The organism is Clostridium sp. TJA085 (genome assembly GCF_058310235.1).
This window is the reverse complement of sequence record NZ_JBZEEZ010000006.1, coordinates 1-20,512: the sequence shown is the minus strand read 5'-3', so window position 1 is coordinate 20,512 and position 20,512 is coordinate 1. Positions and strand designations below refer to the sequence as shown.

Below are 20,512 nucleotides of genomic sequence, written 5' to 3'. Positions count from 1 at the left end.
ACAAAATAAATAAAGATAGCATATGCTATCTTTATTATTGTTCAACATTCTTCTTTCTTCTTAATAATGTCACAACAGTTGCTAGTATAGGTACTGATAAAGCAATTGCCCCTGCTGATACTAACCATTCCATTGGTGGTATTCTTGTAAGTGTAAATATTTCTCTTCCTATTGGAGTAATAAATCCAAGAAGTATTATTCCCATCATTAACGTTACAAGAAGAATCTTAAATGGTGTTATAGGTAATGCTACTTTAAATAATATTACAAGACTTACTCCTGCAAGCATAAGCACTGAAAGTGTTCTTGCAAGCTCAAGTGATGCACCTCCATATTTATAGGATATTACAAAAGTAGAGGATACAAATATTGCTATAAGCACACCATTTGGAATACTAGCAGTTAATATTCTCCCTAAGAAACCTTTTTTCACTCTTTCTTTATTTGGAAGCATTGCTAAAAATAATGCTGGTATTCCTATTGCACAACTTCCAATAAGTGAAAGTTGTATAGGTTGTATTGGAAATGGTAAAAGTAATATTGAGAACACAACAGCCAAAATTATTGAATAAGTTGTCTTTGTTAAGAACAACTGAGCAACTCTTTCTAAATTATTTATTTGTTGTCTTCCCTCAGCTACAACCTTTGGAAGTGCACTAAAATTTGACTTCATAAGAACTAATTGCGATACAGCTTTTGCTGCATCTGAACCATTTGCCATTGCAATTCCACAATCCGCTTCTTTAAGTGCTAATACATCATTAACACCATCACCCGTCATAGCTACAGTATGCTCATTTTCTTGAAGAGCAATTACTAAAGCTTTCTTTTGATGAGGTGTAACTCTTCCAAACACACTATATTTTTCAACTTCATTTTTAAGATCTTCCATATTATCCGGTAAATCTCTTGCATCTATATAATTCTCTGCACCTTCTACACCAGCTCTTTTAGCTACTGCAGAAACTGTAACTGGGTTATCTCCTGATATAACCTTTACTTTTACTCCTTCTTCCTTAAAAAATCTTAAAGTTTCTGGAGCATCTTCTCTTATTATATCTTCAATAAGAACTATAGCTACCTCATTTATATCTGATAATTTTTCATTCTTCAATGTTTTAATATTTGATTCCGCTAAAATTAAGACTCTTCTACCTTTTTTAGCTTCATCTTCAACTTGCTTTTTAACATTTGAATATTTATCTCCCATTACAATTTCAGGAGCTCCAAATACCCAAGTTCCTATATCTTTTGTAACTATCCCACCCCATTTTCTCTTTGATGAGAAAGGTACTTTTTCTACTATTTCAACATTTGAATCTTCTTTATATTTATCCAATATAGCTTGTTGAGTTGGATTTTTACTAGGAAGGTTATGTGAAATAGAAGCTAAAATATCATCTATATATTTATTATCATAATTTGATACATTTTTTACATCTATAAGCTTTAAAGCTCCTTCTGTAATTGTTCCTGTTTTATCTACACATAATACGTCAACTCTTGCAAGAACTTCTGTTGCTGAAAGCTCTTGAACTAGTGTGTCATACTGAGAAAGCTTTATTATAGCAACTATAAACGTTGCACTTGTTAAAAGTACTAAACCTTCTGGAACCATTCCTATAATACCTGATACAGTACCTATAACAGCATCTTGCCAACTTGACTTTATAAATATAAGTTGAGTTGTTGCAAGTAATATACCAATAGGTATTATTAATATTAAAAGTACCTTAAGTATTTTATTTAATGAATTTTGAAGTTCTGAATTTGTTATTTTAAACTTTCTAGCTTCATCTGCAAGCTTTGATGAATATGTATTTGATCCAACTTTAGTTACCTTCATATAACCATCACCTGCAACTACAAAGCTTCCTGATAAAAGTTTACTATTATATCTTTTATGTATTGGATCTGATTCACCAGTAAGCATTGATTCATCAACTTCTAGTTCGTTACCTTTATATACTATACCATCTGCAAGTATTTGATCCCCAGTTTTTATGTATATAATATCATCCTTTACTATATCTTCTATACCTATTTTTTTAATTTTTCCATTTCTAATTGCCATACAATTTGCTTCACTTATAACCGATAATTTTTCAATTATATTTTTTGCTTTAACCTCTTGTATAACACCAATTAAACTATTTACAATTATTACTCCTGCAAATATAGCATTTTTAGGTGAACCTGCAATTATTACAGCTACTGCAAGAACTAGATTTAAAGCATTAAACATAGTAAAAAAGTTCGATCTTAAAATTTGCAAAAATGTTTTTGATGGAGCTTTTGGCAGTTTATTTACATCACCATTTAAAACTCTTTTTTGTACTTCTTCATCTGTTAATCCTTGTATATCTTCATACTCCACTTTATCTTCAACTCTCTTACATTCCATTATATAACTCCTTTATTAAGTTGTATTTTATATACAATTAGTTTAATTTACTAATCTTAATTTAATCTTAAATTTTTAAGAATATATAATAAACTTATCCTTAAATACTAATATAAAGTTTTTTTATTATTACTATAATTCTTTTAAAATTTCATTTAATTTATCATACTTATAAAAACTAATATTTAAAATTCCATTATCTTTACATTTATTATAAAACTTCTTTGCATAAACCTCACCATCTAATTCACCTGTTACTATCCATTTTTGAATACTATTATCTAAATTCATTATTTTACTTACTACTTTATTTTTATCAAAACTCATATAAATTGGATTTTTTATTATATAAACATTAAATCCACGTTCTGAAAGTTTACTCATTCTAGGTATGTAAGAATTTATATCCTTATTATTTTTAGGATATATTATGTATCCTATAAGCCCATTTCTATTTTTAGGAGTTAAAACCACTCCATTATTAAAGTTACTAACAGATACAAATCTTTTATCCACAAAATTTTCTAAATATAATCTATCTGATTGTGAATAACTTATTTTTGAACATATGAAAATTCCTAAAAATAAAAAAATAATACTATTTATTATAAGAAAGCTCTTTAATTTTTTCATATATATCTCTCCTATCTTATTTATATTATTACCAATAAATTTATAAACTCTCTATTTTATTATCTATATTTTTAAATATATACATAAAAAAATCTTTAGTCCTTTAAAAGTTTTAAGAATTATAATATACTTCTCTTATGGGATTTATTTCTTATAAATGAAAAATTCAAGAGAGGATGGATATTATGCTAAGAACAATACTTTTCTATCCTGGAATAATACTTAGCTTAATTATTGCACCTTTAGCTTTAATTAAAATAAAATATTTAGAGCATAAAGGTAAAGATAAAGAAAGAACTGAAGCTATATTTAAAATAACTTCTTTTTGGGCAAAATATGTTATGTGGCTTAGTGGAGCTAAGGTTAAAGTCTTTGGAGAAGAGAATATTCCTAAAGATGAAGCTGTTTTATTTGTTGGAAATCATCAAAGCAATTTTGATATTCCACTTATAATGAGTAGTATTAAAGTTCCTAAAGGATTTATTGCAAAAAAAGAACTAGAAAAATGGCCAGGCATAAGTATGTGGATGAAATATATAAGATGTGTATTTATGGACAGAAGTAATATAAGAAAATCTGCAGAAGCAATAGTTCAAGGTATCCAAACTTTAAAATCTGGATATTCAATGGTAATCTTTCCTGAAGGTACTAGAAGTAAAGGGAAACCTGTTGCTGAATTTAAGGCTGGAAGCTTTAAATTAGCACTAAAATCAAAAGTTAAAATAATTCCATTTACAATTAATGGTTCATATAAACTTTTAGAAGCAAATGGAGGAAAAATAAAAGCTTGCCCGGTAGAAATATATATTCATAAACCTATTGATACAACTAAATTATCAAAAGAAGAAATAAGTGAATTACATACTACAGTTAGAAATATCGTAGTATCTGACCTACCAAAAGCACAACAATAAAAAGATGGACTTATTAATCCATCTTTTTTATTAATATTTTATTATATTGTTCACAATTTTTTTGTTAAATTTTTCATATTTATCATATATACTATAACTTATTCGTATGTTCATAAAAAAATTAAGATGGAGGTGTAATTTTTTATGAAAAAAATTCTTATAGGTTTACTTATTTTAGGTAATGTATTTGTAGTATCAGGTTGCAATAAAGGTTCAAATCAACTAAATCAGAATAATTCAACTACTCAAGTAGAAGAAGAATCTCCTAAAAGCGATAATCAAACTGTTGTAGATGAAAGTAAGCCTGATGATAAAACTACAAATAAAGAAGAATCAAATAAACATGAATCTATAAATAAAGATTCAATTAATGATAAATCTGAAACAGATTTAAATAACTCAAATGATACTTCTACTACAACTAACGAAAAAAATACAGAAAATAATGAGTCAAAAAATAATAAATTAAACAATAATACTTCTAATAAAGAAACTAATGATAAATTAACTTCTAAAAAAGAATCTGTTAAACAAGATCATAAAAATACTCCAAGCGACAATAAAGTTGTTGAAAATAGAGTAAAAGAAAAAACTAAGAATAATGAATCTACTCAAGATACTATGTCCCCTTATTACGGAACATGGTCAATAGATAAGGTAATTGGTCACACTTTATATTCAACAAACAATACAAGTCCGTTAAATAAAACATTAGTTATTTCTAAAAATAAATATGTTAATAATGCATTTAATGTTAAAATTGATAAACCAAAATATTTAATAACAAAATTATCCGAAAAGGACTTTTGCAGAGGTTATAAAATGGACTCTCTTAAAGGAACTGGGCTTAATGAAGGTCCTATTACAGCATTAGATATTACAAGTTCAACTGATCCAAATAGTGACTTTGATGAACTTTATATTCAAAATGGATATCTAATATATTTACAAGACGGAGTTTTCTTTAAATGTAGTAAACGCTAGAAAATAGTATCGACAATGTCGATACTATTTTTTTATTAATATCTATATTTACTTTTCTCATATTTCTTATATTTAATAATTAAAGTATCACTTATCAAATTGAATATAAATCTTTATAAACACATTATATATTATCCAATTTAAATAAAATTTGTTATATAATATAAAATATAGATTTAATTTTAATATATGTATTTAATTTTCATAAAGATTAAAGAAAGTCAATATCAATATTTAAAAATAACAAGTTTTTAAAATGTAAATTTATTACATTTAAATATTTTTTTCACTTTCTTAATTTCTTCATTTTTATTAGTTTTTCATTGTATTTTTACAAATTTAATATTATTTTTATCCATCTGTTTAATAAACATATGTCCCTCTATTTTAAAATCTTTCTCCCTGTGTTTTATTTATTTCTTCATCTATGTTATTTACTTAACTTTTCTTATTAATTGCTGTACAATATAGAAGTTGTTTTAATATTTTAATAAAAGGTGGTATATTTTATGACTATGCAAAAGCTTTTAAGTAAAACTAGACAAGCTATTAATGATTTTGAACTTATTCAAAATGGAGATAAAATTGCTGTTGGTCTTTCTGGAGGGAAAGATAGTTTAACCTTATTGCATATATTGAAAAACTATCAAAGATTTTCTCCTGAAAAGTTTGATTTAATAGCTATAACATTAAATCCTGGAAATGTTGATAATGCTCCGCTTCATGAGCTTTGCAAATCTTTAGGTATTGAATTTCATGAGATAAAAACTAATATAGCTGAAATTGTATTTGATATAAGAAAAGAGAAAAACCCTTGCTCTTTATGTGCTAATTTAAGACGTGGCGCTTTAAATGATAATGCTAGACGCCTAGGCTGCAATAAAATAGCTCTTGGACATCATAAAGATGATGCACTCGAAACTTTTATGCTTTCTATATTTTACGAAGGAAGAATTAATTGTTTTTCCCCAAAAAGCACTATGGAGAAATATGATGTAACTCTTATAAGACCTATGGTTTATATAGAAGAATCTATGATAAAAAAGGCTGTTCGTGAATATAATTATCCTGTTATAACTAATCCTTGTCCAGCTGATGGTAAAACTAAAAGAGAAGATTTAAAAAATCTTATAAGAAATATGAACAAAGATATCCCTGGACTTAAAAAAAGTTTATTTAGTGCATTAAATAACTCTGAACAATTGTTTATATGGGATAAAAATGAAATTAGGAGGATGTAATATTGTATAAATCAATTAATAATAAAGGAAAAGCTATTATATTTATGTTGTTAGCTTCCTTCTTTTTTACTACTATGAATATGTTTGGTAAACTAGCTTCTGGCATAACCCCTTACCAAAAAACATTCATAACTAATGCTGTTGCAACTATAGTTGTGTGTATAATTATTAGCAAAAGGAAAGCATCATTTTTAGGAAATAAAGAAAATAGAAAATATCTTTTTTTAAGAGGAATTATGGGTACTATATCAATATGCGCATTTTATTTTTCACTAGATTATTTATTATTATCTGATGCTACTATGTTAAATAAATTAAGTCCATTTTTTGCTATAATTTTTTCTTTTCTTTATCTTAAAGAAAAAATTACTGCTAAACAATTATTTTTACTTATTTTAGCTTTTAGTGGTAGCTTATTTGTAATAAAACCACATTTTAGTTCTTCAATAATCCCTTCATTAATGGGTATAATTGCTGCAGCAACTGCTGGACTTGCTTACACTATGATTAGAGTTATTGGAGATAAAGAAGATTTCTTTACTGTTATTCTTTCATTTACAGGTATTGCAACAATAGTATGTTTTCCATTTATGTTTATTAATAATTCAGGTTTTACTAAAAATAATATTTTATATATGATACTTGCAGGAATTTGTTTTATATTAGGACAAGTTTTTCTAACCTTAGCTTATAGAAATGCTCCTGCATCTGAAATATCTATGTTTGATTATGCAGGCCTTATAATAGCTGCTGCTTATGGATTTATATTATTTAGTGAAATACCAGATATTTTATCAATAATAGGTTACTTAATAATAATAATTGCATCATTTTTTAATATATTAGCTAAAAAAACTTCATAAAAAAACTCTCATACAACGCTATTTGTATGAGAGTTTTTTATAAATAATATAGATTTTATATAATTATATTTCTCTAAAAGTGAATTTGTACTAACAATAATGCTGATGCAAATACAGCTATAATAATCATCAATGGCATTATAAACTTAAGCCATTTATTATACGTAACATCTACCATAGCTAATGTTGCAAGTATAAGCCCAGTTGGTGTAATAAATGCTATAAGTCCTTGACCAAATTGATATGAACTTACTATTGCATCTCTTGGAAGTCCTACAGTATCTGCAAGTGGTGCCATAATAGGTATAGCAAGAACTGCAAGTCCTGATGATGATGGGATAAAGAATCCTAATATAATAAATATTATAAGCATTAATATTATAAATATAGATCCATTCATACCCTTAACTCCATTTGAGAAGAAGTTAAGTAAAGTATCTGAAATTTGACCATTTTCAAGAACCAAATTTATAGATCTAGCAACTCCAATTATAAGTGCAACTCCAACAAGATCTCCTGCTCCAGATATAAAATTATCTACAAATTCTTTTTCACTTAATGTTGATATAAATCCAAGTATTATAGAAACAACTAAAAATAAAGCTGTCATTTCTATAAATCCCCAATGTTTAGCTGAAACTCCATATATCATAACCACAAAAGATAATGCAAATATTATAAGCATTAATTTTAATCTAAAAGTAAATTCAGGGACATTTTCATCATCTTCTTTTAAATATTTAGCTTCTATTTCTGCTTTTTGATCATATATAATTGACTTAGTAGGATCTTTTTTTACATTATTTGCATATCTAACAATATAAACTATAGTTATTATTGTTGCTATTATAAGTCCTGTAAATCTAAAATTTAATCCCTCTGTAAAATTAATACCTGCTGCATTTGAAGCTATTACAGATGAAAAAGGATTTACTGTTGAGAACATTGTACCAATTGATGACCCCATATATATACTAGCAATACAAACAAGTGCATCGTAACCTGCTGCTAAAAATACTGGTATTAATATTGGGTAAAGAGCTATAGTCTCTTCTGCCATTCCAAAGGTAGTACCACCAGCTGATATTAATATAGTAAATAATATTATAAGTAAGTATTCTTTTCCTTTAGTGGCCTTTGAAAGACTTGCTATACCTGCATTAAAAGCACCTGTAGCATTTAATATACCAATAATTCCTCCTATAACTAGCACAAATAGTATAATATCAACAGTATCATAAGTACCTTGTATTGGTGCCTCAACTATTTCTTTAATTCCCTGTGGTTTTTGTTGAACCCTTTCATATGTGCCTGGAATAGCAATAGGCTTATTAATACTTTCATCTTTAAATTTATCTATACTTATTTTTATTCCTAGTTTACTTAATGTTTCTTGAGTTGCCGGTTCTGAATGTGCATCTCCATTTGGCATAGTAACGCTGAAATTATTATCATCCTTATTATATGTTAGTTTTGCATAAGATCCAGCTGGAACTATATAAGTTAAGATAGCTGAAATTATTAAAACTATAAATAAAACTGTAAAGGCTGTAGGGAAGCTTAACTTTTTCTTTTGCTTTGTCATAACATCTCCTCCTTTGTATAATAATAAATAATATATTTTTTAACAATTATATCAAAAATTTGTTTATAACTAATGAACAAACAAATAACATTCAGAATGTTTATGCACAAATATTTGAATAATTATTAAAGATTTAGGAGGTATTTTTATGAAAGAAATTGTATTAGCTGGTGGTTGTTTTTGGGGTGTTGAGGAGTTTTTATCTAGAATAAATGGTGTAATAAAAACAGAGGTTGGTTATGCAAATGGAAATACATTAAATCCAACATATGAAGATGTATGTTATAAAAATACTTACTTTGCTGAAGTTTGTAAGGTTACATATGATGAAAATACTTTATCACTACAAAATCTTCTTAAAAAATTTTTTACTATAATAAATCCAACTTCATTAAATAGACAAGGAAATGATGTTGGTAGTCAATATAGGACTGGTATATATTATTTAGATGAAAAAGATATTCCAATAATTCAATCAATAAAAAAAGAAGAACAAACTAAATATTCTAAAACCATAGTTACTGAAGTTAAACCATTAAGAAATTATTATAAAGCTGAAGATTACCATCAAAATTATTTAAAGAAAAACCCAAATGGATATTGCCATATAAAATTAGATTAAAAAAAGGCATATACAATTTATTGTATATGCCCTTTTAATATAAACATTTTATAGTCTAGATAATTTTTCACCCATAATTACACCCATAGCTGAAGCCATCATAAGACCTCTAGTCCAACCACTAGAATCTCCTAGACAATGAAGCCCCTTAATATTTGTCTCAAAGTTTTCATCAATTATTACCTTATTACTATAAAATTTTATCTCCGGTCCATAAAGTAATGTTTCCTCACTTGCAAAGCCTGGAACTACAACATTTAATGACTCTATAAAATTAATTATATTAGTCATTGTTCTATATGGTATAGCTGATGTTAAGTCACCTGCAACCGCATCTGGTAGTGTATACTTTACATTTGATCTATCTAATTCATTTGGCCAAGTTCTCTTTCCTGCTAATATATCTCCATATCTTTGAACTAATATACTTCCATTGCCTAGCATATTTACAAGTTCAGCAACCTTTTTCCCATATTCAATTGGTTGATTAAATGGTTCTTCAAAATTATGTGAACTAAGTATTGCAAGATTTGTATTATTTGATTTTTTATCTTTATAGGAATGTCCATTAACTATAGCTAAATTATTATCGTAATTTTCTTGTGATACAAAACCTCCTGGATTTTGACAGAATGTTCTAACCTTGTCCTTAAATGGTGCTGGATATCCTATAAGCTTTGATTCATAAAGAACCTCATTTACCTCTTCCATTACTTCATTTCTAAGTTCAACACGAACCCCAATATCTACTGTGCCAGCCTTATGGTTTATTTTATGCTCTATACACATATCTTTAAGCCAATCAGCACCCTTTCTTCCTGTTGCAACAACAACCCTATCTGCAAATATATTTTCATCTTTTTTCTTAGTTAAAGAATCAGTTACATTAACCCCTTTAATTTTTCCTGACTCTATAATTAGATTTTTAACTTGTGTATCAAATCTAATTTCAATTTCATTTTTAATTAAATATTCTTGTAATCTTAAATATATCTTTTGTGCTTTTTCCGTTCCTAAATGTCTTATAGGACAATCAACAAGCTTTAAATTTCCCTCTATTGCCTTTTTTCTTATTTTTTTAATTCCCTCTGGATTATTTACACCTTCTACTTTATTATCTGCCCCAAATTCTAAATATATTTTATCAGTATAATCTATATATTTCTGAACTAAATTGCCCCCTATAAGCTCAGGTAAATCTCCTCCAACCTCATAATTTAGTGATAGTTTTCCATCTGAAAATGCTCCTGCTCCAGAAAAACCTGTTGTTATATGACAATAAGGCTTACATGAAACACACTTATTAGTTTTTTCTTTAGGACAACTTCTTTTATCTATACTTCTACCTGCTTCTATCAATAATATTTTTTTATTATGTTCCCTTTTATTTAGTTCTAAAGCAGTAAATATCCCTGCAGGACCTGCTCCAACTATAACCACATCATACTTCATAAAACTACTTCCCTCCATAATTAAAGAAATATATTGTTTTCCTATAGCCAATAGCTCTTTACGGTAGCTTGGTAGAAACATCTCACCATATTAGAGATTTATATAGGACTTAATATTCGGATTTTTAATATATTTAATCCTTACATCTGAATTGTAATCTATATCAATATTAAAATCAAGTATTTTTACGAATTTTATTTTTTTATATAAAAATATTATTCGTATATTTAAAATATTATTTCTTTTCGCATTAATTAATTTATATAAATAAAAAAGAGTTGCTTTTAAAGCAACTCTATATTTCTATTTAAATTGTAATTTTTCAATTAATGGCATAATATATTGTTTCGAATCTGAAGGAACTTTTCTTATTTCTAATTCAATTCCTCTGTCATTTAAATTTTTAAATGCCTCAACATCAACATTATCTACTGAAACTGCATTTTTTATTTGTTTCTTTCCTTTTTTAAACGACATTCCACCGATATTTACACTCTTAATATCAACACCTTGTTCTATCATTTTTACTACATCTGTTGGATTTGTAAAAAGTAATAAAACTTTATCCTTAATGTGTTTAGAATTATTATAAACTTTTATTGCTTTATCTATGCCCAAAACATATGATCTTACTCCAGGAGGTGCAACTTGTGTTAATAATGTCTTTCTAATTTCATTGTTTGCAACTTCATCATTACAAACTATTATACTTTGACATCCAGTTTCCTTACTCCAAACCGTAGCTACTTGACCGTGTATTAATCTATCATCTATTCTTGCTAAAACTATTTTCATTATAAATCATCCTCCAGCCACTTTTGTATTATTTATATAATCAACCTTAAATTTCATATTCACAGTTTTTATGTTAAGTAATCTTTTTAAACTTTTAAAAAATCGTATTTTGAAAAATTTTCATCCTTTCCTAAAATAACACGAATCATACCTATCCCTCTTTTCTTTAGTTATAATTTACATATCTTATATTTAAAAGGCAATTTTCATGCCAAGGTTGTGTATTAAATAATTAATTTTAACTATAAATTATTAATTACTTTATAGGAGATAAGTTTTAAAAATTTTTATTAATACAATTTATTTTATTTTTGATACTCTTTTAATTGTATATTAATATACTTTTTAATAATTCGTATAAATTTTAATACTATAGTAAAAGTATTTCTGCTAAATAATATATTTCATCATCACTTAACTGTAAATTTAAAGTTTCCTTAAACATATATGTTGCTTGTTTTATTCCATTAACTATACTTTCATCAAGATTTTCTTTATCATATGAATATTTAAGTTGATCATTAGTTAATACTCTTTCTAAAGCACAGGCTGTATGAAGTACTATTCTAACCTTCATAGAATTTGTAAAATCTCTATGTGTTATTTCTTCTAATATATTTGTAAATTCTAGCAATAAATTATTTATTTTATCAGGGTTTAAATATGTCATTGTTTCTTTTAAGCTATCATAACAAAGATTACTTAATACAATATCTTCTTGTATTTCATCATCTAATAATAAGCTTTCACCCTTGAATATTCTTTCTATAATTTTTTCACCCTTACCTGATATAAGACTTTCAAGAGATATAAACGGTATATTAAGCTTTGGATCTATACTTCCTACTATTGATAAAACCTTATTATTTTTTCTTATTTCTTTTATCTTTTCTTTACAGTTTTTAATTCCTATTGGTATAACCTCAACATTTTCATCTGATATATTCTTTACTATATCAACAACTAATTCTTTAAGTTTAATTGCAGCTCCTTTTCCACTAGAGCATACTGTTATTATTACGCCCTTATTTCTACTTGTACTATCATTTTCTTTTTTATTAATGCTGTATCCCTTAAATTCTTTTAAGTATTGATATAATCCTTCTAAATCAACATCATTTAATGATGATTTTCTAGCAGCTTCTAATACAGTAGGTGTTGATACCATATCAAGTGTTCTTATTTTTATACCAGTTTCCTCATATATTATATTACCAAAACTATTTAATGAACCCATATCAACAAGAAGCATTACTCCTCTTCCTCTATCTATTTGTTTTACCTTCTGAGTAACAAATTCTAAGGTTTCCTTAGGGCTTATCTCAAGAGGCATATCAACTGCCACTATATTATCACTATCAAATAATTTAACAGCTACATTAACCATACTACTTGCAGTACTACTTCCATGTGTTGCAACAACTACTCCAACCTTTTTATTTGTATCATTATCTTCTATTGATGTTAATAATATTGTTATGTATATAGCCTCACCTTTTGGAATTTGTGTATTAAAATATTTTTCAGCTTTTTTACATATTTCTTCTGCAACTTTATATTCTTTAGGATATTCTTTTATTATATCTTGCATTTCTTCATAATCTGGTTCTATATGTTGATTTAATCTATTGAAAAAAGCACTCATATGTAAGCTTATTGCATATAAAAATCTATCATTGTAATTTCTTCCAAGCCTTTCTTCAGCTAAGGCTTTAATTTCTTGAGAGAAATTTATTATTTTTTCATCAACAATTTTTAATAAACCTTCTCTTGAATATTTATCATTTTTGATCCTATCATAAAAACATTTTATATGTACTGTTATATCTGTAGTTATAAATTTATTTATAGCCTCTTCATCCATACCTTCTTCTCTTAAAATTGAGGCTTTATCTTCTATTATCTTATAAAGATTAAATGGCGGATCATAATTACTTTCGCCTTCTAATAATATTGCATTTTTATCTGGATTTATAACTAATTCAGATGAAACTAAATTTATTATCTCTTCTTTTTCTTTCATTCCTGAACTTATTCCAAGAAGTCCACTTTGAATATTATTTGGCATCATTTTTAAATTTATATCAATATAGTTTTCCCCATTAATACTGTTTAAAAATCCCTTAGCACATAGTAATTGTATATTTGATTTTAATTGTCCTATGTTACCAAAAGTAGTACTTCCTATAAGAGCCTTAATAGCTTCTACTGATATTTTTATTGGTTTATTCACCCTTACAGCTTCATTATGGAAAAGATGTTTTATAATATCTATTTTATCTGCAACTGATCTTTCTTCAAAACTAGGAATTCTAATTGTTATAGGTATTCTTCTAACAAAAGTGCTAAGTAAAGCTGAGTTTGGATCTTCAGTAGTAGCACCAATAATTAATACATTTGCTTTTCTTTTTCTTTCTGTTTCACCTAATTTATTAAATGTTCCTGTATCCATAAAATAAAATATCATTTCCTGACCTTCTGGTGGTAATCTATGTATTTCATCTAAAAATAATATACCTCCATTAGCTTTTTCAACAATACCCTCTTTATCAGAATCTGCTCCAGTAAATGCACCTTTAACATGTCCAAATATATATGATAAAAGAAGTTGTGGATTATTATAATAATCTGCACAGTTAAATACTATAAAAGGAGAATTTTCATCTAACTTTCCAATATATTTTGCATAACTATACATTATGTTTGCAAATAAACTTTTTCCTACTCCCGTTGGTCCTACTATTAAAGTATGTAATCCATTTGGTGGATACATAATTGCAGCTTTAGCTTGTTCTACTTGTGTTTTTAAACTAGTATCACTTCCTATTAAATAATCAAAAGGAGACTTTTCTTTTGTTTCTTCTATTGGTTTTATTAATGATTCTATGTCTTCTATTTCTGTCACTTCATTCGAAAGTATTACATTAAATAATTCTTCAAATATTTTTCTGTCAAAATATCTTACAGGTCTACATTTAATTTTAATTGCTCTCTTATCTCTACAAAGATCATTAAGTTCTTTACTTACGTTATTTCTAAGTATTCCAAGTTCATTACCAATTTCCTGAGCACTTACCCCCATACACTTATCTAAGTTCTCTCTTGAATAACTTGAACAAACCTTATTTAAGTAATTATAAACCTTTTCTATTCTCTTCAAATTTATAGTCCACCTTTCTTATAAATTCATATACTGTGATTGTAAACCTTACAATACTTCTATTTCAATTTAATTGACTACTATACTAATATTTTAACGATTTGTTAACAACTTGTCTTTATATTATATAAAAAATATATAAAAAACTATATTAAAACTTAATTTATATAAATAAATTTTAAGCTTTAATATAGTTTTAAGTAATTTATTTTTTAAAATTTATAACTTCAACATTATCTATTATTGCTATCTTTCCATTCTTTATCATAGAAGAAGCTATTTCTAATATTTTTTCTACCTTATCCTCTCTTGCAACAATCTCTATAACTATTGGTAGTTTTCTTGAAAGAACTTCTAAAAAGTCTGAATGAATTTTTTTATCTTCACCAAAACCTTCAATTCCTCTTATTATTGTTGCACCTGATACCCCACTCTCTTTAAGCTTATCAATAATTGCTGTATAAAGTGGCTCTCCTTTATATTTATCGTCTCCTTGAATGAAAATTTTTATTAATTTACCAGTACTCATTTCTTTCATCCTAGCACACTCCTTTTAATCCAAACTTATACTAATAACTTAGCAATAGACATTCCTATAACAACTCCAATAAAACTAAATACAATATTTAACCCTAAATTTAATACGCCTAACATATATTCTCCTGAATTTAACATACTAACTGTTTCATATGAAAATGTTGAGAAAGTTGTAAGACCACCCATCATGCCTGTGGTTAAAAATAATTTAATATTAGGGGATATTATGGCTGTATCTAAGCTAAGTCGCATCACAAGTCCTATTATAATTGCACCTAAAATATTTGCTATTAAAGTACCATACGGGAAATTTGGACCAAATATTTTTGCAGCATTTATTGATATTAAATATCTAAGAGCTGCGCCTATAAATCCTCCACAACCAACTATAAATATAAGTTGAATCTTTTGCATTTTATTCACCTCATTCTACTATATTTATTATAACCAACAAAAAAGCTAATGCCCCTACAGATATATATAAGAATCCCTAATCTGTAGGAGTCATTAGCTAATTAAAGCGGTTAAAGGTTAACTCCATAACCTATAATTACATCTAAATATAATTATATTATATTGTCTATCAACTATTATTTCAATTTAAGTTTCTGTTAATACTACTCTTCTCCGTAAAACATCTTCATATCATCTTCTACATTTGTTATTCCACCTATTCCAAAGTTTTCAACTAAAACTTTAGCTACATTTGGTGAAAGGAATGCAGGTAATGTTGGTCCTAAATGGATGTTTTTAACTCCTAAATGTAATAATGATAATAATACTATTACAGCTTTTTGCTCATACCATGCTATATTGTAGCTTATTGGTAATTCATTCACATCATCTAATCCAAATACTTCTGCAAGTTTAAGTGCTATTACAACTAATGAATATGAATCATTACATTGTCCAGCATCTAATACTCTTGGAATTCCATTTATATCTCCAAGTGGTAACTTATTATATTTATATTTTGCACAACCAGCAGTTAATATTACAGCATCTTTTGGTAACTTTTGTGCAAATTCTGTATAGTAATTTCTTGATTTTGCTCTACCATCACATCCTGCCATTACAAAGAATCTCTTTATAGCACCTGATTTAACTGCATCAACTACTTGGTCAGCTAATGCTAAAACTTGATTATGAGCAAATCCCCCAACTATTTCTCCCTTTTCTATTTCTGTTGGAGCTTCACATTTTTTAGCTAATTCTATAATTGTTGAGAAATCTTTATATCCATTCTCATCAGCTTCTATATGTTTGCAACCTTCATATCCAACTGCACCTGTTGTAAATATTCTATCTCTATATGAATCTTGAGCTGGTGTAATACAGTTAGTAGTCATAAGAATTGGTCCATTAAATGATGCAAACTCTTTGTTTTGTAACCACCAAGCATTTCCATAGTTTCCTGCAAAATTTTCATACTTTTTAAATTCTGGATAGTATTGCCCAGCAAGCATTTCACCGTGAGTATATACATCTACTCCTGTTCCTTGTGTTTGCTCAAGTAACATTTCTAAATCTTTTAAATCATGTCCTGAAATTAATATACCAGGATTTTTTCTAACTCCAATATCAACTTTAGTTACTTCAGGATGTCCATAAGTTCCTGTATTCGCTGCATCTAAAAGTGCCATCCCATCAACACCAAATTTACCTGTTTCTAAAGCTAAAGCTGTTAATTCATCAACTGTTAAACTATCATTTAAAGTTTGAACTAAAGCTCTTGCCATAAATTCGTGAATTTCTTCTTTATCATAACCTAAGTTCATAGCATGTTTCATATATGCTGACATACCTTTTAAACCATAAATTATAAGTTCTCTTAAGCTCCTTATATCTTCATTTTCAGTTGATAATACTCCAACTTTTGATGCTTTTTCCATCATTTCTTCTTCAGTTTCTTCTTTCCAAGTTGCACAACCATAGAAATCATCTCCTACTGGATTTCCGCCTGCCGCTTGTACTTTTTCTTTTAATTCATCTCTTAAAGATAAGGTTTCTTTAACTCTTTTTTCAATAGCTTTAAAATCAAAGTTAGCATTAGTTATTGTTATAAATAAGTTTTCAACTATGTATTTATTTATTTCATTACTTACAATTCCAACTTTTCTTCCTTCATGAGCTACTGTAGCTAGTCCTTTTGTTACATAAACTAAAAGATCTTGAATCTTTGCTACATCTTCAGTTTTTCCACAAACCCCTCTTATTGTACATCCCTTACAGCCTGCTGTTTCTTGGCATTGAAAACAAAACATTGACATATTATTTCCTCCTATTTATCTTAATTGTTTTATATTTAATATTGATTTTAAAAAATTATTTTATAGATGATATTTATTTTTTCTTTTTAGAATATACAAATTATACAATTAATTTTTTCTATCTCTCTGACAATATTGAGTATACTACTCAGATTTTTTTTATTCTGTAACATTAGTTACAAGAAAAAAATATTTTTAATGAATATCATTATTATTAACTTTAAATAATTCTTCTGGTGTAAAACCATAATAACTAATATTATAAATTCTTCTTTTCTTTTCATTTAAAATCTTCTTATACTTTTTAAGAATCTCCATGTTAATATTCCAAAATTACTTAAATCATTTATATAAAAATTAAAACATTTACTTTTAAACAATGCTTTATATAATTTCTTATAAAAATATTCTCATAAAAATAAAAAGCAACATAATAATATAAAATTTATTTTTTAAATTTATATTATTATATTGCCTATAAAATTTTAATTATTTTGATAGTTTACTGAATATCTTTCAATCTATTAATATCTTTTATTATTATTTTTTTATTCCCCTCAATTTCAATTATATTCTTATATTCAAACTTTGATAATTTTCTACTTATAGTTTCCCTAGTAACACCACAATAATTTGCCATATCTTCTCTTCTTAAAGGTAACTCAATAATAATCTTATTATCAATTTTTTCTCCATATTTATTTATTAACTGAACAAGCATATTTGCTATTCTTGAATCAATGTCTTTTGTTGCAAGTAATTTAACCAAATTTTCTGTTTCTGATAACTTTTTTGTTAAAGATCTTAAAATTTTAATAGCTATGCTTACATCTTTCCTTATAATATTTTCTAAGTTTTCTTTTGACAAAATAAATATTTTAGAGTTTTTAATAACTGTTGCTGTAAAATCACTTATTATATTATTAAAAAGATTTGTTTCACCAAAAAAATCTCCTTGATTTAGTACATATATTATTTGTTCTTTACCATCTGTTGTCATTTTTGAAATTTTTATTTGTCCACTTATAATAAAAAATAAACTTTCACAAACTTTACCCTCTATACAAAGAACATCACCTTTTATATATTCTTTTTTATTTAATAATTTAATTATTTTTTTTATTTCATAATCTGATAAATCAGAAAATATAGATATATTTTTAGCACAAATAAAACTTATTTCTTTATTATATTTACATAGATTTTTCATAGCGTCCTTCTTTCTTAAATTAATAAAGTATAATATTTATTTGATTTTGTATAATTAATTTTTATTTTATATACTCACCAATTTAATTTATTAAATTGGTGAGTGATTGTCAAAAAATATTTATTCATTATTTAGTCAATATATTTGCTATTTCCTTCATATCATTATTGTTTACTTCTTCAAATCTATACATTTGTTTGCACTGTGGATACTTTTCTTTATCAACCTCACTTAAAAACATCTCTTTAGGTCTGACAAACATTCCAAAATCACCATATAAAGCCTTATATACAACTAATTCTTCCATTGTTTCCGAATGCTTAGCAACATCAACAACTAAATATAACTTTCCTTTAAAATGTTTAACTAATTTTCCTTTTAAATTACTTATATCTCTATTCATAAACTACAACTCCAATCTTAACCTTAATATTAATACTTTTATAATTATGCTACTAATTTATAAACTAAATCATTATTTCTATATAAAAATAATGATAATAAAAAAATACATATTTTTACCTATCAAAAACTAAAGATTTAAAAAATGCAAAAAACTCTCTAGCATATAATGTAGGAATCAGATACCATTTAGTATTACTACTATAAAAAGTAACATTATCATAATTATTTCTTTTTGCTAATATAAAACTCCTTAAAACATGAAAATCTGTAGTTACTATCTTTACTTTATAATTATCAATACTATTTCCTGTTATATTTTCAATTTTTGTTTTAGAAAACTTAAAATTTTCAAAAGTATTTGTAGCTTTGTCTTCCATTATTATGTCATTTTTAATTTTCTTATCAATTAAATAATTTTTCATAGCCTCTGCCTCGGTTATAGATTCTCCTGGTCCCTGTCCACCAGAAACTATTATTTTTCCATCAAAATTAGATTTATTAACATAATCTATTGTTGCATCTAATCTATCCCTTAAGGTTGTTGTTATGCTATCTCCTCTTAATCCAGCTCCAAGAACAATTATATAATCACTACCATCAATATTTTTCTTAGGATACATTATTATTGCTCCTTCAACTAAAATAATTATAGATATTCCTATAAATAAAATTATTTTTATACCCTTAAATAATTTCTTCATAATCAAATATTCTTTTATTTTATATGAAAAAATATAATAAATAACTAATATTAATCCTAATATTAAATAAAATTCACTAAATGTAGTATAACCAAACATTATATTTATAAATCCATAATACGTCAAACATATTATTCCTAAAATAAGTATTAAAATATTTAAAACCTCCCCCCATAATTTAATAATATCATATAAAATAATACATTTGCTAAAATGTTAGGTTCTTTAATGTTTATAAAGTATAAAGATATTAAAAATTAAATCATTATAGATTTAAGAAGAAAAACAAAATTTATAACTACTAACATATCACAGTATAATATTCCTATAATAAATGAAGAAAAATATAAATTAATTTAAAAATTTTATCCATATCAATTTTTATAATAATAAAAAGTTTAATTTCGAAAATAAATGAGATTATAAATGAATTAATAAAATTATATATGCAAAATCACTCTGTAATAATTGCATATTCTAGAGATAAATTAAGAAGTCCAATAATTTATATATACTTAATTTATATATACTAAAGTAATCGGAAGAAAGAACTGTAAGATATTACTTAATAGCATAAATCTATTATATATAAAAATAATTTTATATAAGAAAAAAGAGATAGTTAAAACTATCTCTTTCTTTTTCTCACCTGGCAACGTCCTACTCTCCCACACGGTCACCCATGCAGTACCATTGGCGCTATAGAGCTTAACTTTCCTGTTCGGAATGGAAAGGA

The 20,512-nt window shown here is 26.1% G+C and carries 18 protein-coding genes, 1 rRNA gene and 2 riboswitches; of the genes, 5 read left to right on the top strand and 14 right to left on the bottom strand.

The genetic code is table 11. From position 1 onward, the window contains the following. Positions 1 to 34: 34 nt before the first annotated feature. On the bottom strand, positions 35 to 2,404 hold the full coding sequence (locus AC4FQW_RS12270; RefSeq protein ID WP_491149334.1) for a cation-translocating P-type ATPase: 2,370 nt from the start codon (positions 2,402 to 2,404) through the stop codon (positions 35 to 37). Between the two features lie 132 nt (positions 2,405 to 2,536). Next, positions 2,537 to 3,037, bottom strand: coding sequence for an alpha/beta hydrolase (locus AC4FQW_RS12265; protein WP_491149332.1), 501 nt, complete (start codon positions 3,035 to 3,037; stop codon positions 2,537 to 2,539). A 185-nt stretch (positions 3,038 to 3,222) separates the two neighbouring features. On the opposite strand from AC4FQW_RS12265, the gene AC4FQW_RS12260 reads away from it, so the two are divergent. The 4 genes from AC4FQW_RS12260 (at position 3,223) to AC4FQW_RS12245 (ending at position 7,039) form a co-directional block, all read left to right on the top strand. Continuing rightward, complete coding sequence (locus AC4FQW_RS12260; RefSeq protein WP_303130254.1) at positions 3,223 to 3,951, top strand: lysophospholipid acyltransferase family protein; 729 nt, start codon at positions 3,223 to 3,225, stop codon at positions 3,949 to 3,951. Between the two features lie 144 nt (positions 3,952 to 4,095). After that, positions 4,096 to 4,935, top strand: coding sequence for a hypothetical protein (locus AC4FQW_RS12255; protein ID WP_303130257.1), 840 nt, complete (start codon positions 4,096 to 4,098; stop codon positions 4,933 to 4,935). A gap of 515 nt (positions 4,936 to 5,450) precedes the next feature. Beyond that, positions 5,451 to 6,176, top strand: coding sequence for a tRNA 2-thiocytidine biosynthesis TtcA family protein (locus tag AC4FQW_RS12250; protein WP_303130277.1), 726 nt, complete (start codon positions 5,451 to 5,453; stop codon positions 6,174 to 6,176). A 14-nt stretch (positions 6,177 to 6,190) separates the two neighbouring features. Then, a complete protein-coding gene (locus AC4FQW_RS12245; protein ID WP_491149425.1) occupies positions 6,191 to 7,039 on the top strand; it encodes a DMT family transporter in 849 nt (282 codons plus the stop codon). Positions 7,040 to 7,112: 73 nt separating this feature from the next. Here the strand turns inward: AC4FQW_RS12245 and AC4FQW_RS12240 are convergent, their stop codons facing one another. Further along, positions 7,113 to 8,624 carry a YfcC family protein gene (locus tag AC4FQW_RS12240; protein WP_303130259.1) on the bottom strand — a complete coding sequence of 504 codons (1,512 nt, stop codon included), beginning with the start codon at positions 8,622 to 8,624 and terminating at the stop codon, positions 7,113 to 7,115. Positions 8,625 to 8,772: 148 nt separating this feature from the next. On the opposite strand from AC4FQW_RS12240, the gene msrA reads away from it, so the two are divergent. After that, a complete protein-coding gene (msrA, locus tag AC4FQW_RS12235) occupies positions 8,773 to 9,246 on the top strand; it encodes a peptide-methionine (S)-S-oxide reductase MsrA (protein ID WP_303130260.1) in 474 nt (157 codons plus the stop codon). A 48-nt stretch (positions 9,247 to 9,294) separates the two neighbouring features. Here the strand turns inward: msrA and AC4FQW_RS12230 are convergent, their stop codons facing one another. The 11 genes from AC4FQW_RS12230 to rrf form a co-directional block, all read right to left on the bottom strand. Further along, complete coding sequence (locus tag AC4FQW_RS12230; protein ID WP_303130262.1) at positions 9,295 to 10,698, bottom strand: NAD(P)/FAD-dependent oxidoreductase; 1,404 nt, start codon at positions 10,696 to 10,698, stop codon at positions 9,295 to 9,297. Positions 10,699 to 10,722: 24 nt separating this feature from the next. After that, a riboswitch (purine riboswitch) is annotated at positions 10,723 to 10,824 on the bottom strand. 177 nt (positions 10,825 to 11,001) lie between these two features. Then, positions 11,002 to 11,493 (bottom strand): mannose/fructose/sorbose PTS transporter subunit IIB, encoded by a 492-nt coding sequence (locus AC4FQW_RS12225; RefSeq protein WP_287565452.1) that lies wholly within the window; start codon positions 11,491 to 11,493, stop codon positions 11,002 to 11,004. A gap of 370 nt (positions 11,494 to 11,863) precedes the next feature. After that, the gene (locus AC4FQW_RS12220; RefSeq protein WP_287565454.1) at positions 11,864 to 14,653 is read right to left on the bottom strand and encodes a sigma-54-dependent transcriptional regulator; all 2,790 of its coding nucleotides are present in this window, start codon (positions 14,651 to 14,653) and stop codon (positions 11,864 to 11,866) included. Positions 14,654 to 14,858: 205 nt separating this feature from the next. Next, positions 14,859 to 15,191 carry a DUF190 domain-containing protein gene (locus AC4FQW_RS12215; RefSeq protein WP_491149330.1) on the bottom strand — a complete coding sequence of 111 codons (333 nt, stop codon included), beginning with the start codon at positions 15,189 to 15,191 and terminating at the stop codon, positions 14,859 to 14,861. Positions 15,192 to 15,217: 26 nt separating this feature from the next. Next, entirely contained in the window at positions 15,218 to 15,604 is a 387-nt protein-coding gene (gene crcB, locus AC4FQW_RS12210) for a fluoride efflux transporter CrcB (RefSeq protein ID WP_491149328.1), read from the bottom strand. A 77-nt stretch (positions 15,605 to 15,681) separates the two neighbouring features. Then, a riboswitch (Fluoride riboswitch) is annotated at positions 15,682 to 15,744 on the bottom strand. 63 nt (positions 15,745 to 15,807) lie between these two features. Beyond that, positions 15,808 to 17,460 carry a hydroxylamine reductase gene (gene hcp / locus AC4FQW_RS12205; RefSeq protein WP_491149326.1) on the bottom strand — a complete coding sequence of 551 codons (1,653 nt, stop codon included), beginning with the start codon at positions 17,458 to 17,460 and terminating at the stop codon, positions 15,808 to 15,810. A 195-nt stretch (positions 17,461 to 17,655) separates the two neighbouring features. Then, positions 17,656 to 17,778, bottom strand: coding sequence for a hypothetical protein (locus AC4FQW_RS12200; RefSeq protein WP_491149325.1), 123 nt, complete (start codon positions 17,776 to 17,778; stop codon positions 17,656 to 17,658). 184 nt (positions 17,779 to 17,962) lie between these two features. Next, on the bottom strand, positions 17,963 to 18,670 hold the full coding sequence (locus AC4FQW_RS12195) for a Crp/Fnr family transcriptional regulator (RefSeq protein WP_491149323.1): 708 nt from the start codon (positions 18,668 to 18,670) through the stop codon (positions 17,963 to 17,965). A 127-nt stretch (positions 18,671 to 18,797) separates the two neighbouring features. Further along, a complete protein-coding gene (locus AC4FQW_RS12190) occupies positions 18,798 to 19,073 on the bottom strand; it encodes a DUF1653 domain-containing protein (protein ID WP_491149321.1) in 276 nt (91 codons plus the stop codon). A 115-nt stretch (positions 19,074 to 19,188) separates the two neighbouring features. Next, a complete protein-coding gene (locus tag AC4FQW_RS12185) occupies positions 19,189 to 19,776 on the bottom strand; it encodes a YdcF family protein (protein WP_491149320.1) in 588 nt (195 codons plus the stop codon). Between the two features lie 647 nt (positions 19,777 to 20,423). After that, positions 20,424 to 20,512 (bottom strand): 5S ribosomal RNA (rrf, locus tag AC4FQW_RS12180); the annotation flags it as partial.